The organism is Bacillus sp. FSL E2-8900, assembly GCF_037966225.1.
Classification (GTDB): Bacteria; Bacillota; Bacilli; order Bacillales; family Bacillaceae_G; genus Bacillus_A; species Bacillus_A cereus.
In genome coordinates this window covers 1,310,190-1,323,872 of sequence record NZ_CP150193.1, presented here as the reverse complement: position 1 = coordinate 1,323,872, position 13,683 = coordinate 1,310,190, and the positions used below count along the sequence as shown (strand labels likewise).

Sequence of the window (13,683 nt, the reverse complement as noted above, 5' to 3'; positions counted from 1 at the left end):
CCCTTAATTTGGCTGTAATTGAAATAGAAAACCCAGTTGTTGTGACGCAGTAATAAAGCAAACATAGGCGCAAAGCTCTACAATTTCTTTTTCTGTCCAATATTGTTTTAATACGTGAAACATAGTATCATCTATTGCTTTTCGGTCATGAACAAATGTATGCGCAAAAGTAACAGCTACACCAATCTCCTCTGCCTTTTGCACATCATCAGGTCTTCCCTTTGCCATACAGTACGGACATTCATTCCCATACGCTAATGTTCTTCTCACTTGCTCCTTCAACTCTGCTGAAAGAGTTCCTGTATTGTACAGTGTATCTTCTAACGTACTCCACGAATGTAATATATCCGAATTATGCCCTAATAACTTTTGAAACTTTGTATCTCCTACATTTGATAATGAAATTCTCTCCATCATTTCCCCTCCTATTTCCTTCTGTTTTATTGTAAAATAAATAACGTTCACTTTACATTTCATATGAATCTTAATTTATATTTTCCCTTTACAAAAATCATTATTTTACTGGAGGTATATTTACAAATGCAATTAGACCGTGTTGATCGAAAAATTTTAAATGAATTATATAATGATAGTCGCCTTTCGATGCGTGAATTGGCGAAACGAGTAAACTTATCTGCTCCGTCTACTTCAGAACGTGTTCGTAAGCTCGAAAGCGAAGGTGTTATTCAAAAATACACAATCGATATTGATTATAAAAAGGCAGGACTCGTTTTAGATTGTATTTTAGAAATCACTTTAAAAAATGGTGATACAACACGTATGCAACAATTTATTCAGTCTTATCCATCTGCAAGTTTTTGTTACCGAGTAACAGGAAGCTTATGCTACATTGTAAAAATTTCTGTTCCTTCACTCGTTGAACTTGAAGAATTTATCAATGATGTTTCTTCATATGCAACGACAGTTTCTCATATCGTATTATCAGAAGTATCTCTTACTCCTGATATTGAACATATCTTCCCAGAAGATTAATTTATTTTTATTCAAAAAATATAAAAAAACCCCTTACAATAAGAATAAAAATAATATATTATGTATTAAAATACATAAAGTTCGAGAAAGGGGCTTTACATTGAAAATCTGGTTTTATGAAAAAACGGCACAATTAGATGACTTGCTTGGTATTTGGGACAATGTTCCAACCATCCCGCGAATTGGTGAAAAAGTGGAGATTTTAAAGACGGTCCGCACTGTTACAGATATTAAATATGTAAAGAACGGTAATAATTTTCGAGTAGAAATTATTACAAATTAAAAAGTAGCTCTTTAGGAGCTACTTTTTAATTATCTATTATGTGCTTTCTTTATAACGATTTTATCTTCTTCTACAGATACTGTTACATAATCATTTTCTTCTAACCGAAGCTTATTTACAGCCTCATCTGGTAACTCTATGGCCATCAATCTATCGGTTAAGATCACTTGACTATACACTTCATTTTCTTGTGATGAACTCACTACTTTTTGCTCATTTATAAAACGTACTGGTGGCACGCCAACTTCTTTTACTGTACGCCATTGTTTCCAAACATAAGGAATTAACCATAGTAATCCAACAACTGTAAGACCGATACCAATCCATAAATTACTTTGCGCTTGTAATTCAGTAATTGAGATTGTACCGCTTTCTTCTCCACCGAAAAATTGCATACTTGTTGCAATCAAATTATTTAGAGCGTGCACAGCTATATTCGTCCATATATTTTTTGTCTTTATGTATAAAAGACACATAACGACACCAAACATGAACGCACCAATAACATCAAAATGTCCTAAGCCAAAAATAATTGAAGATATAATTACAGCTTTTTTAATTCCCCATTTATAAGCCATTCGCTGTAAGAAAAATCCCCTAAAAATAACCTCTTCCATAATAGGTGCTAACACACATGCTGAAATGAAAGTAAATATCGTCATATATACGTTACTCGTATTAATAACATTTCCGTCTTCTAGCATAGTAACTAAGAAATTCGGTAACGTATGTGCTAATATGTAAAATTGAATCTGAGATATGCCAACTGAAAAAATCATCCCCATTATCGTTGCTAATACAATTAATCCCCAAGATAAACGTCCTGGCTTATCAAAAAAACTGTTAAATACAACATTATTTTTATTTGTTTTTACGTATAGCCAAAGTAACGGAAATACAAAAAATACAGTTATTTGTGAAATAACCTCCATCGTATTCTCAGAAACATTTGTTAGATCTAATGGAATCATTATAAGGAACACCCCTATAATCATCCATCCAAAAAAGCTACGTAGCCTTATACGTGAAAATGCATAGTGCATATAAAACACCCCCAAAGATAGTAAAAATAAACTTTAATTAGTACTTTATAGGCAATCCTTTCCCTATAAATAGCAGGATAACTAAATTATAATATGAATATAGTTGAAATCCTTCCTATTTTTCTCATTTTTTTAAACAGCATATCTCTTAAAATACCATATCGCTGTTCTTCAAGTTGCAATCCAAGTGAAATTTATGTAATAAAAATCCCCGTTTTTACAAGCGGGGATTTCTTTTATTATAATACGTCACGTTTTTGGAATAATGCACTTGATGCTACAAGTAACACAACAAAGTATGCAGCTACAAGTAATAATGAAGTTGTAAACGTAAATTCTGTAAATGTTGGTTCCATTCCACCATTGATTAATTTATTGCTATCGTAAGCTCTTAAATCCAAATGGTTGAATACTACAAACTTCGCTACACCTTTTGCAAACATTATTAATACCATATTAATTGCACCTTGTAAGAAGAATAGGAACATCGTAATAATTAATGGTAATACAGATTTTCTAAATACGTTTGCTAAGAAAAATGCAAGTGTTGCAAAGAAAAATGGTGATAGCAGCTGATATAATATTGTTTTTAAAACAATTCCTAACGTTAATTCAGTTTTACTACCGTCCATTACAATTAATCCAATAATCATAGCAATTAACGTACTAGCAAATACAATAAATAACATCGTTAATAACACTGTAATATATTTAGAAAATAAAACTGTCATTCGTTTTCTTGGACGAATTAATAATTGTTTAATCGTTCCTTTTTGGAATTCATCTGTAATTGTACGCGAAGCTGTTGTAATTCCAAAAACCGTTGCGAATATCATAATTAAGCCGATATCTGAACTTACAAAATCTAAGTAAGATCCATTTAAACTACCAGCTTCACCCCATTTCGCCAGTACTACTGCTCCTAAAATCTCCAATAAAGCAATGACACCAATTAAAATATACATACCTTTTTTCGCATGCAACTTTAAAAATTCATTTTGAATTAATTTAAACATTACGCTTTCACTCCCCCAGTAATCGCTAAGAACTCATCCTCTAACGTTTTATTTTGAACAGTAACTCCGTATACAAGCACATCAGCATGAACAAGTTTTTTTACAAGTTGCGGAATGTTGTCTTTTGTTACAGATGCTACAATTACATTCCCTTTTGCTTTACCTTTAATGATTTCATTCGCTTTCTGAACTTCATCTACTTCAAACGCTACAACGACTGCCTCATCATGTTTCACTTTTTCATGTAAGTTGTACTCTTGTACAAACTCACCTTGTTTAATAATAACGACGCGATCACACATTAATTCAATTTCACTCAATAAGTGACTTGATACGATTACAGCAATATTCTCTTCTTTCGCTAAACGTTGTAAATAATCACGAATTTGGCGAATACCAGCTGGATCTAATCCATTTGTCGGCTCATCTAAAATTAAGATTTTCGGCTGATGCAGTAATGCCTGTGCAATTCCTAAACGTTGTTTCATACCAAGTGAATATGTTTTCACCTTTTTATGAATCGCATGCTCTAACTCAACAAGCTTTACAATCTCAGCAATGCGCTCTTTACTAATTGGTGTAATGGCCATGTTCGCAAAATGCTTTAAGTTTTGCATTCCTGTCATATAATCATATAGTTCAGGATTTTCTACAATCGCTCCAATTTGCTCTAGTGCCTTTTCACGCTCCGAGCGAATACTATGTCCACAAATTGTAATATCGCCCTCTGTCATTGAAATAAGACCTGTCATCATACGGATCGTCGTCGTCTTACCGCTACCGTTCGGTCCAAGGAATCCGTATACTTCTCCTTCACGAACCTCAAATGATAAACCACGAATAATTTCCGTTCCACCAATCTTTTTTCGAACATTCTCTAACTTTACTACTACGTTTCCCAATGCTGATTCCTCCTTTAGACTTCTAGTTTTTTATCGATAATATAAGCAATTACATATATTATTAGAGCACTAACCATTACCATGAAACTTATATTAAAAATGTTAAATCCATTTTCTTGAAACATATTAATAAACAGACTCTTGCTTTCACTATGATATTCTACTCTTCGCAATACTTGGAAAGCTGGAGCTAATTTTCCTAGCAAGGTTGTCGCTAAAGTAATCGCGATATTTATTACTAGAAAAATAATAACGATTAGTATATTTTGCGCCTTTTTCTTTTTCGTAAGTAACTTTACTAGAGTAATTACCAATATGATTTGTAAAACACTAAACAAAAACTCAAATAAATCGCTTATCGTATATATTAAATTATTAATTATGCCTACTTGCATAATCTCTTTTGCTTCTACATATACAGAAGTCGTAGGAAAAGCTAATACATAACTTACGTAGAAAAGAATTCCACATATCCCATACCATATAGCCATTGCGATAAATGAGAAAATAAGCATAGAAATTACATATTGTTTCCCAGATATTGCTGTAAGTCGTAACATTGGATTAGTTAGTAAGCGTGAATATGATTTCATTGTTTGTATAAACATATAAACAATATAAAAGAAAAATATAATCATAATGATTCCAAATATACCCTCTTGTCTACTGATAGCCGCATCACTTTTTCTTACAATCATTTGTGAAAATAACACAGCTTCAATTAGCACAAAGAATAAAAAAGTAACAATATATCTTTTCTTATTTACATTCCATAAATAGGAAAGTACTGACTTCACTTACTAAACACCTCCTTAAACAATTCATGAACTGCTTTTCCTCTCTGAAAACGAATTTCTTCTACATTTTCATATAGAACCATTTCTCCATCTTTTAAAAAGATCACTTCATCAAAAATATTTTCAATTTCATTTATTAAGTGAGTGGAAATTAATATCGTACAATCTTCCCTATAGAACTGTAGAATTAGATCCAATACATGTTCTCTAGAAAGAGGATCAATCCCGCCCAATGGCTCATCCAGTACATATAGCTTCGCTTTTCGAGAAAACGTTAAAATAATCTGCAACTTCTCAACCATACCTTTTGACAATGCTGTAATTTTTTCTTCTAACGGTATTTTAAATTCTGCAATCGTATCTACCGCTTTTTGAATATCGAAGTCTTTATAAAAATCTCGATAGAAAAATAAAGCGTTTTTTACAGTCATCCAATCATCAAAGATTGGCTTATCGGACATAAATGAAACAATTTCTTTCGTCTGTAACCCTACCTTTTTACCGTCTATTGTAATACTACCTTCAGAAGGGTGTTGCAAGCCTGCAATCATTTTCAATAACGTCGTTTTCCCGCTCCCGTTATCTCCAACAAGCCCAACGATTTTCCCTTCCGTAATCTCTATGTTTAATTCACGGATCACTGCTTTTAATCCGTATCTCTTCCATAAGTTTTCTATTTTCAATAGCTCTGTCATTGGCTCTCCTCCCTCTTATCATGTAATGAAGAACGAAGAATTGTAAGAATTTCTTCTTCTGAAAAACCTAAATTGTCCATTCCATCTATAAAAGAATGAAGTAATTCTTTCGCCATCTCTTTTCGCAGCTCCATAATTTTCTCCCCTTCATTCGTTACATACCGTCCCATTCCTCTACGTGTGACAACAACTCCATCCCGTTCTAGCTCTTGAAATGTACGCTGAATCGTATTTGGATTCACTTGTAATTCACTCGCTAATTCACGGACAGAGGGAATTTTATCACCAGGCAATAAATGTCCTGTTACGATCTCTTTTTTTATGTATTCCATTACCTGAATGTAAATTGGTGTATTTGGAGAAAACTCTATTTTCATTTCTTCCCTCCTTTTGTATCGGTGTACTAGTTAAATAATACACCGATACAAAAGGTTTGTAAATACCCATTTAATTACAAAAAAGTTCTATCCGTTAAACGAATAGAACTTCCCAAATATAAATCGCTATACAAAAATAATAGTGTTATGTAAACAAAATTATAAAGAAAAACTGTCTTATCAATGAATAAGACAGTTTTTCTTTATAATCCTATATTAAAAGTTAAACACGAAGTCATCGTCAGCTAACTTTTCAACGTTCGTTGCTTTTACGTAACCATTTCCTTTTACAGAGAAGAAATCATGGTTTTTCGTATCTGTACGTAAACCATTTAAAACGATTGGGTTAATTTCTTCTTCTTCAAACTTCGGCTCAAGTCCTAAGTTCATAAGCCCTTTATTCGCATTGTAACGAACGAAACGATTTACATCTTCTACAAGACCGATAGAAGTGTAAATTTCTTCTGTATAGGCCATTTCAATTTCATATAGTTCCATTAATAAATCTTGTGTTTCTTTTTGCACTTCTTGTTGCTCTTCTGCAGAAAGTTCTGCGAAGATTTGTTGTGCTAAAATACCGACGAATACGCCGTGAATTGACTCATCACGAATTATCAAGTTGATAATCTCACCACTTGCTGTTAGTTTTCCTTGACCAGCTAAGTAAAGTGGATAGAAGAATCCGCTATAGAATAAGTAACTTTCTAAGAACACACTTGCTACCATTGCCATGTATAACTCTTTTTTTGTTACTTCAGGCTTTAATAAACGACGATAGTAACTAGTAATAATACCAGCTTTTTTCTCAAGTAACGGATGATTGTCTACCCAGTCAAAAATATCATCAATCTCTTCTTCTGTAGCTAATGTTGTGAAAATGTGACTATAACTTTTCGCATGTACTTCTTCCATAGCTCCCATGAAAGCTAATACACTTTTCGCTTGTAAATTTTCAAGATGAACCAGTACAAGTGGCATTCCTTCGCCACCTTGTTTCGTATCTAAAAGTGTTAAACCACCTAATACACGCTTATAAGCAATTTGCTCTTCTTTCGATAATTGCACCCAAGTATTTTTGTCAGACGAAACCGCAATTTCTTCTTCTGTCCAAAACTGAGCGATGTTTTGCTTCCAAAACATTAAACTAAAATCATCTTCTTTTTTGTTCCAGTTTACCGCACGCATTAAATCGCCCCTTCTCTAAATATGATAACTAAGCATGAGCAGGGTTCAGAAAACCCTGCTCATCATGTCTCACTTTTTATATTAAACGGTACAAGCCACACACTCTTCCACGCTTAATTTACGTGTTCTCGTATAATACAGACTCTTTAAGCCTTTTTTATGTGCATAGATGTAGTAACGTGCTAATTCACGTGTTGAAATATCACTATTAACGTAAAGAATTGTACTAATTCCTTGGTCAATATGTTCTTGAATTTCTGCGATTAAATCAATTAATTTAAACTGATTCATATCGTAAGAAGATTTATAGTACCAGAACGTATCTTTTGATAAATACGGCATTGGATAATATGTTGTCGCATTCGCATATGTTCTTGATTCGATTTGACTTACGATCGGCATTACGCTTGAAGTTGCATTTTGAACGTAACTGATTGATTGTGTTGGAGCAATGGCAAGACGATATGAGTTGTATAAACCATTCTTCTGTACTTGCTCTTTTAAACTTGTCCAATCTTCTTTTGTTGGAATATGAATTCCTTCAAATAGTTGCTGAACTTTTTCAGTTACTGGGCTGTAATCTGTCGTTTCATACTTTTCGAAGTATGTTCCATTCGCATAATCAGATTTATCGAAGTCCTTAAATGTCTCGCCTTTTTCTGTAGCGATTTCCATACTTTTCTCAATAGAGTAGTAATTTAACATCATAAAGAATGTACGAGCAAATTCTTTCGCTTCTGCACTTTCATAAGCGATTTTATTTTTTGCTAAATATCCGTGTAAGTTCATTGCTCCAAGTCCAACTGAATGAAGCTCGTCATTTGCTTTTTTCACAGTTGGTGCATTCGGAATAATCGTCATATCAGAAACAGCTGTTAAAGCTTCCATTCCCGCATGAACTGCTTCACGAATTTCTTTATTTTCCATTACGTTTACGATATTTAACGATCCTAAGTTACAGTTAATATCACGACGGATAATGTCATCTGTACCGTAATCATTTATTTCTGAAGTTTCTTGAAGCTGGAAGATTTCTGTACATAAGTTCGACATCTTCACAGTTCCAATATCCTTCAATGGATGTTGATTATTTGCATTTGATTTAAACATTAAGTATGGGTAACCAGACTCAAGCTGAATCATAGCGATTTTAATAAGCATATCACGTGCACTAATATCTAGTGGCTTCTTCTTCACTTTCGGATTGCTCATTAATTCATCGTACATTTCATCAATGTCAATATCATCTAAATGCTTGCCATATTCTTTATAAACCGTATAAGGCGCGAAAACATGGAAAGGTTCGTTTTTCTCAGCAAGCTCAAAGAACTTACTTGGAACGATAATTCCGATTGATAGAGACTGAATACGGCTCTTCTCATCGGCATTTATTTTTTTTGTATCAAGGAATTCAATAATATCCCAATGGAAAATGTTTAAATATACTGCACCGGCACCTTTTCGTTGGCCAAGCTGATTCGCATATGAAAACGAATCTTCAAGCAATTTCATAACAGGTACTACGCCACTTGCAGCGTTGTCGATACCTTTAATTTGCTCACCGCGTGCGCGTAGCTTAGATAAGTTTAAAGCTACTCCCCCGCCGATTTTCGATAATTGCATCGCAGTATTAATGTTAAAGCCGATCGAATTTAAGCTATCGTCCATCTCTAACAAGAAACAAGACACCATTTCTCCTCTTCTGCTTCTTCCCGCATTTAAAAAGGTTGGTGTCGCTGGTTGGTAGTTTTGTTTTACAATCATGCTTGCGAATTGTCTTGCCTTCGAAACATCACCGCGTCCTAAGTATAATGAAACAATTGCTACACGATCTTCATAGCTTTCTAAGTATTGTTTTTGATCATTCGTTTTTAACGCATAATCTTTGTAGAACTTAGATGCTGCCATATAAGATTGGAACTCGAAGTTTTCACCATAAGCGATGTTATATACTTCCTCTACTTCCTCCAAGCTATACTCGTCCAGAACGTTGTAATAGTAATCATGTTCTTTCATATACTCCATTCGCTCTGCCACGCTATTAAAAGGAACGGTATTCTCTCTAGCTTCTTCCATAAAGACTTCTAATGCCTCTTTATCTTTATGAAGCTGATAAAAACCGTCCTGCATTTGCGTGATTTCATTATTCAGTTCAATGTGTCGCAATCTCCCGCACCCTTTCCTTAAAATATTCTACATCGTTATTTGTTCCAGATAACTCAAATTTTGATACAATAGGCACTTCATATTTAGTAGAAATCTTGTCAGCACTTGCACCGAACATGTCTCCCCAGTTACGATTGCCGCTTGCAGATACGCCTTTTAATTTTTCATTATTGCGCTCTAAAAAGTCTAAAACACGTTCTGGTACATTGCCAAAACCTGTTGTATACGTAATAAGAATAAAGTCTTCATCTATTACTAGATCTTCATCAATTTGAACGGCCGGCATATTTAATTTGTGAATGAAACGCTTCACGTTTCCTGTCATAGAATCATATGCAACTAACATTTCCGACCCTCCCTCTCAAATCTATATTCTCTATATGTTGTTCTTGATTTCTCTATATATTGTATTACGTTTCAAAATAAGACACAAGATATATGTATAAATTCTTTCTTTTTTTAACTTTTACTTTTCGACATGATAGCCGTTTTTTTTCAATACAATGACTATGAAACAACATTCTAAAACTCATGTCAATAAAGTGCTTTTCAAAAAAGTTGTCAACGAATTTAACCTTATTTTTAAAAAAGTTAACAATATATTTTGTCATAAAACGGTAGATGCTGAAGAAATATATTTCTCCAGCATCACGCAAAAAAGAACAGATATGAAACTATAATCTGCTCTAAAAAACGATTACATTTATCAAATTTACCTTATTAAATATATTATACATATACTTTCGTTTCTCGTTACATACTAAAAGATAACTATTATAGAAAAAGATTATTATTATGGAACTTCAATTTATTTATGAAAAGTTTATTCAGAGTGCTCAATGCGCAAAATATCTTTTACAAATATATGATGCGGATTTTCATCTTTATCAATCATTGTACATACCGGAGCCTCTTCATCAAAGTATACAATCATTCCTTCTACGTACTGATATGTATGTCGAACTTGTACAGTTACTTTAATTTCTACTGCTTCTTCATATGCTCTTTTTATTTTCTGAAGCATTTTTGCTGAACATTTTCGTTTCTCTGGATACATAACCATTCCCATAAATCGATTGCCGGCTCTATCTTTCCACATATAATCCCAATGTGGTAAAATGCCTTGTTTAAAATCGCCCATAATTCCCCTCTCCTTTATCTTTTATTTATCCCGCATTAAACGTCCGATTGGTGAAAGGCTACTAATCAGTGAGAGATGCCCTGCTGATCAAAATTCCCCTTTATGAACGTGGCGTTTCTGAATATGTATAAATCACTTGCCCGCCTCGCTGTGCGTTACCAATGAAATGCTTAAAGTCTTCTCTATTTACAACAACTTCTCTGAACGTATAAAATACATCTTTCGTAACAACATACTCCTTTATTTCACCATTTTTTAGCTGATCTAAAATTGTATTTGCTAATTCTTTATCCATGTATTTCACCTCTCTGCAATATTTTATTTTATCGTATATTCTATAGGTCAACAACTGTAAATTTATCCCGCTATTTGCAGGTAGTGCGATTGGTGTTGACTACTAATCAGTCGTGGAATGAACAAAAAATCTTACTGATTAACGTTTCACTTTATCTCGTTGTTATGCCATGATTTTATTTTCGTTATTTCGCAAACAATATCGTTTTACTATATGTCCACTAAATATCATATACTAACATAGCTACTTCTCTATATCAAACATTTCGGCATTCAATTATGCAAAGTTCCATACCACTATGCTACAATATACAAATAGAACTAGGAGGGATACTATGATTCGGAAAGCAAAAAAGACAGATGCAATGGCAATAGCTCCTTTATTGTATAATGCTCTGCATGAAATTGCTGAAAAAATCACAGGTAGCACAGATGAAGCAGAAGTATTACTAGGACTTGAGACATGGTTCTCAAAAGAAAATAACCGTCTGAGCTACGAAAACTGTTTTGTCTATGAACAAGACGAGAGTGCAGTTGGAGTTATTGTCGCTTATCACGGTAGTGAAGCAACACAGCTTGACGCACCAATTGTACATCACTTAAGAGAATTACATAAAGATGAATCAATTACGTTAGAAAAAGAAGCTGAGCTTGATGAGTATTACATTGATACACTATCAGTTTCAAGTGCACACGGCGGAAAAGGTATCGGTTCTAAATTAATTGAAGCTGCCGAAATCTATGCAACTGAAAAAGGGCATGAAAAAATCGCTTTACTTGTTAATTTAGAAAACACACGCGCCTATTCACTATACGAAAAGTTAGGTTATAAAAAAGATGAAATTGTTATGCTAGTAGGCGAACCTTATGCTCATCTCGTAAAACCATTAAACGTCAAAATTTCTGTATCTTAAAAAGAAAGCACACGATTTATATAAATCGTGTGCTTTTATGTTAAATTCGTATTTAATATATTTCCATCCATCGCCTCGTGAAACGTATATGTTGTACATCCCCATGGCTTTCTATGCAAAATAGGCGAACCAGACCATCCCATTGCCCTCAGCTCCGTTCCAATCATCGAATTAAAATAATTATGACCTACAAGAGCAATACTTCCATGTACGAGAGCATAACGATGTAATACGTAAGCTGCTTGCCTTGCCCTCTCTCTTACTTCCTTATAAGATTCAACATTTTTATGGTAACCAAGTATCCATAATGCTCGTCCAATACACATCCATACGTTAAGTTTACACTTCAACAATTTTGGCGCATAAAAGCTCGCCGGAACTGCCACTTCCCTAAAAAGAGAATTTTGTATAAAACATAAAGAATCCATTAATTCAGCTGCTGACTGTACAGCACACTTTTGATCACTCGTTACAATCAATTTCGCTACTTCAACCGCTTCTCTTGTTTCCAATGGTATAGGTTGTTTTTCTGTTATAGTATGTAAATCATATCCTTTTATCCATTCATGAAAGGATGTAACCGTCATTGGTTCTATAGTACAATCTAAGCGACCATGACGAATAAAAGAAATCTTCATTCTTTTCACTCTCCATTCATCACTTATGAACTCTATTATGCACTAGTTCTAAACATCATACCACGCAAGAAAATAAAGTTATATACCTTTACATCTCCCCACCATTATCATGTGTTATCGAAGCATGGATACCATCCATCCCATCAAAATATGTACTCGTATCATATTGACGAATCTTTTTTAAATGCATATAAGAAAATAAAAATAAAATTAAAGCTATAACACTCCCCACAAATTCAAACATCATTTTACCGCCTCTAATTTCTCCCACTTCAGCAGGTTATTCTACTTTTTCATTATACCTCGATATAAAGATTCTCGCATTTTTGCTATTTTTTTCAAAAAACATGGATTTTCTACATATTTTCTTACAAAAAGTGAATATTTTTCGAATTTTTACTTTGGAAACATTTACAAAGTAGGAAATATGGTTCAAAATAGGAGGAAATAAAAAACCCAAATTTATTCTTTTTTTGGGAAAACTGTAACAAGGAGAGTTGCTTATGCAGATCGCAGAAACTGGAGATATCATCGAATTTAAAGGTGGAATGCAAGGCCGTGTTCAAAAAGTAAATCAAAACTCTGTTATTGTTGATATAACAATTATGAAGAATTTTAGAGAACTAGATATGGAACCTCTTACAGTTGTAAGTCATAAAAACTATACTGTCATTAATCAAAATGCATAATATAATAGAAAGAAAGGGCCTGTATACTATACAGGCCCTTTCTTTCTATTAACGATTATCAATTGTTTCCGGATATAGATCGTGGTTCATCATGCGGTAATCAGCCATTTGTTCATACTTCGTCCCTGGGCGCCCGTAGTTGCAGTATGGATCAATTGAAATACCACCACGTGGTGTGAATTTCCCCCATACCTCAATATAACGTGGATCCATTAATTTAATTAAATCGTTCATAATAACGTTCATGCAATCTTCATGGAAATCACCATGATTGCGGAAACTAAATAAATACAACTTTAAAGATTTACTCTCTACCATTTTTTGCTCTGGAATATAGCTAATATAAATTGTTGCAAAATCTGGTTGTCCTGTTTTCGGGCATAAACTTGTAAATTCAGGACAATTGAATTTTACAAAATAATCACGGTTTGGATGATTATTATCAAATACCTCTAATATTTCTGGGCTATATTCAAATAAATATTTTGTATTTTGATTCCCTAGTAATGTTACATCTTTTAAATCTTCATCTAATCTTCCTGTCATTTTA

General features: G+C 33.5%; 19 protein-coding genes. 4 read left to right on the top strand and 15 right to left on the bottom strand.

Going from position 1 to position 13,683, the window contains the following annotated elements; genetic code table 11:
• Positions 1–3 precede the first annotated feature (3 nt).
• Positions 4–417, bottom strand: coding sequence for a carboxymuconolactone decarboxylase family protein (locus tag NST90_RS06835; protein ID WP_006928837.1), 414 nt, complete (start codon positions 415–417; stop codon positions 4–6).
• A 123-nt stretch (positions 418–540) separates the two neighbouring features.
• On the opposite strand from NST90_RS06835, the gene NST90_RS06830 reads away from it, so the two are divergent.
• Both NST90_RS06830 and NST90_RS06825 read left to right on the top strand, forming a co-directional pair.
• Positions 541–993: an Lrp/AsnC family transcriptional regulator gene (locus NST90_RS06830; protein WP_001175505.1), complete on the top strand. Its 453-nt coding sequence runs from the start codon at positions 541–543 to the stop codon at positions 991–993.
• Positions 994–1,093: 100 nt separating this feature from the next.
• Positions 1,094–1,276 carry a DUF3913 family protein gene (locus NST90_RS06825; protein ID WP_000707107.1) on the top strand — a complete coding sequence of 61 codons (183 nt, stop codon included), beginning with the start codon at positions 1,094–1,096 and terminating at the stop codon, positions 1,274–1,276.
• 29 nt (positions 1,277–1,305) lie between these two features.
• On the opposite strand, the gene NST90_RS06820 is transcribed toward NST90_RS06825, so the two are convergent.
• The 11 genes from NST90_RS06820 to NST90_RS06770 all read right to left on the bottom strand — a co-directional run bounded on the left by NST90_RS06820 (position 1,306) and on the right by NST90_RS06770 (position 10,893).
• Complete coding sequence (locus NST90_RS06820; protein WP_000558806.1) at positions 1,306–2,319, bottom strand: CPBP family intramembrane glutamic endopeptidase; 1,014 nt, start codon at positions 2,317–2,319, stop codon at positions 1,306–1,308.
• Positions 2,320–2,558: 239 nt separating this feature from the next.
• On the bottom strand, positions 2,559–3,335 hold the full coding sequence (locus NST90_RS06815) for an ABC transporter permease (RefSeq protein WP_071732554.1): 777 nt from the start codon (positions 3,333–3,335) through the stop codon (positions 2,559–2,561).
• Entirely contained in the window at positions 3,335–4,237 is a 903-nt protein-coding gene (locus tag NST90_RS06810) for an ABC transporter ATP-binding protein (protein WP_000528788.1), read from the bottom strand. Before NST90_RS06810 ends, NST90_RS06815 begins: the two co-directional genes overlap by 1 nt.
• A 14-nt stretch (positions 4,238–4,251) precedes the next feature.
• Positions 4,252–5,034 carry a hypothetical protein gene (locus NST90_RS06805; protein WP_000843921.1) on the bottom strand — a complete coding sequence of 261 codons (783 nt, stop codon included), beginning with the start codon at positions 5,032–5,034 and terminating at the stop codon, positions 4,252–4,254.
• A complete protein-coding gene (locus NST90_RS06800; protein WP_000137745.1) occupies positions 5,031–5,729 on the bottom strand; it encodes an ABC transporter ATP-binding protein in 699 nt (232 codons plus the stop codon). The genes NST90_RS06805 and NST90_RS06800 overlap by 4 nt, the downstream gene beginning before the upstream one ends.
• The gene (locus NST90_RS06795; RefSeq protein ID WP_000687512.1) at positions 5,726–6,106 is read right to left on the bottom strand and encodes a GntR family transcriptional regulator; all 381 of its coding nucleotides are present in this window, start codon (positions 6,104–6,106) and stop codon (positions 5,726–5,728) included. Before NST90_RS06795 ends, NST90_RS06800 begins: the two co-directional genes overlap by 4 nt.
• A gap of 216 nt (positions 6,107–6,322) precedes the next feature.
• Entirely contained in the window at positions 6,323–7,291 is a 969-nt protein-coding gene (gene nrdF, locus NST90_RS06790; RefSeq protein ID WP_001203028.1) for a class 1b ribonucleoside-diphosphate reductase subunit beta, read from the bottom strand.
• 81 nt (positions 7,292–7,372) lie between these two features.
• The gene (nrdE, locus tag NST90_RS06785) at positions 7,373–9,457 is read right to left on the bottom strand and encodes a class 1b ribonucleoside-diphosphate reductase subunit alpha (RefSeq protein WP_001215839.1); all 2,085 of its coding nucleotides are present in this window, start codon (positions 9,455–9,457) and stop codon (positions 7,373–7,375) included.
• Entirely contained in the window at positions 9,444–9,803 is a 360-nt protein-coding gene (gene nrdI / locus NST90_RS06780) for a class Ib ribonucleoside-diphosphate reductase assembly flavoprotein NrdI (RefSeq protein ID WP_000959447.1), read from the bottom strand. The genes nrdE and nrdI overlap by 14 nt, the downstream gene beginning before the upstream one ends.
• Before the next feature lie 477 nt (positions 9,804–10,280).
• Entirely contained in the window at positions 10,281–10,598 is a 318-nt protein-coding gene (locus NST90_RS06775) for a hypothetical protein (RefSeq protein WP_000502205.1), read from the bottom strand.
• 100 nt (positions 10,599–10,698) lie between these two features.
• Positions 10,699–10,893: a hypothetical protein gene (locus tag NST90_RS06770; protein ID WP_000356684.1), complete on the bottom strand. Its 195-nt coding sequence runs from the start codon at positions 10,891–10,893 to the stop codon at positions 10,699–10,701.
• Positions 10,894–11,227: 334 nt separating this feature from the next.
• On the opposite strand from NST90_RS06770, the gene NST90_RS06765 reads away from it, so the two are divergent.
• Positions 11,228–11,806, top strand: coding sequence for a GNAT family N-acetyltransferase (locus tag NST90_RS06765; RefSeq protein WP_000619542.1), 579 nt, complete (start codon positions 11,228–11,230; stop codon positions 11,804–11,806).
• Positions 11,807–11,841: 35 nt separating this feature from the next.
• Here the strand turns inward: NST90_RS06765 and NST90_RS06760 are convergent, their stop codons facing one another.
• Positions 11,842–12,444, bottom strand: a complete 603-nt coding sequence (locus tag NST90_RS06760) for a histidine phosphatase family protein (protein ID WP_071732553.1) — start codon at positions 12,442–12,444, stop codon at positions 11,842–11,844.
• Positions 12,445–12,532: 88 nt separating this feature from the next.
• Entirely contained in the window at positions 12,533–12,691 is a 159-nt protein-coding gene (locus NST90_RS06755; RefSeq protein ID WP_000971062.1) for a hypothetical protein, read from the bottom strand.
• A 256-nt stretch (positions 12,692–12,947) separates the two neighbouring features.
• On the opposite strand from NST90_RS06755, the gene NST90_RS06750 reads away from it, so the two are divergent.
• Positions 12,948–13,133: a DUF2187 family protein gene (locus NST90_RS06750; RefSeq protein ID WP_001165082.1), complete on the top strand. Its 186-nt coding sequence runs from the start codon at positions 12,948–12,950 to the stop codon at positions 13,131–13,133.
• Positions 13,134–13,181: 48 nt separating this feature from the next.
• Here the strand turns inward: NST90_RS06750 and queF are convergent, their stop codons facing one another.
• Positions 13,182–13,679 (bottom strand): preQ(1) synthase, encoded by a 498-nt coding sequence (gene queF, locus NST90_RS06745; protein WP_001986050.1) that lies wholly within the window; start codon positions 13,677–13,679, stop codon positions 13,182–13,184.
• Between the last annotated feature and the right edge of the window lie 4 nt (positions 13,680–13,683).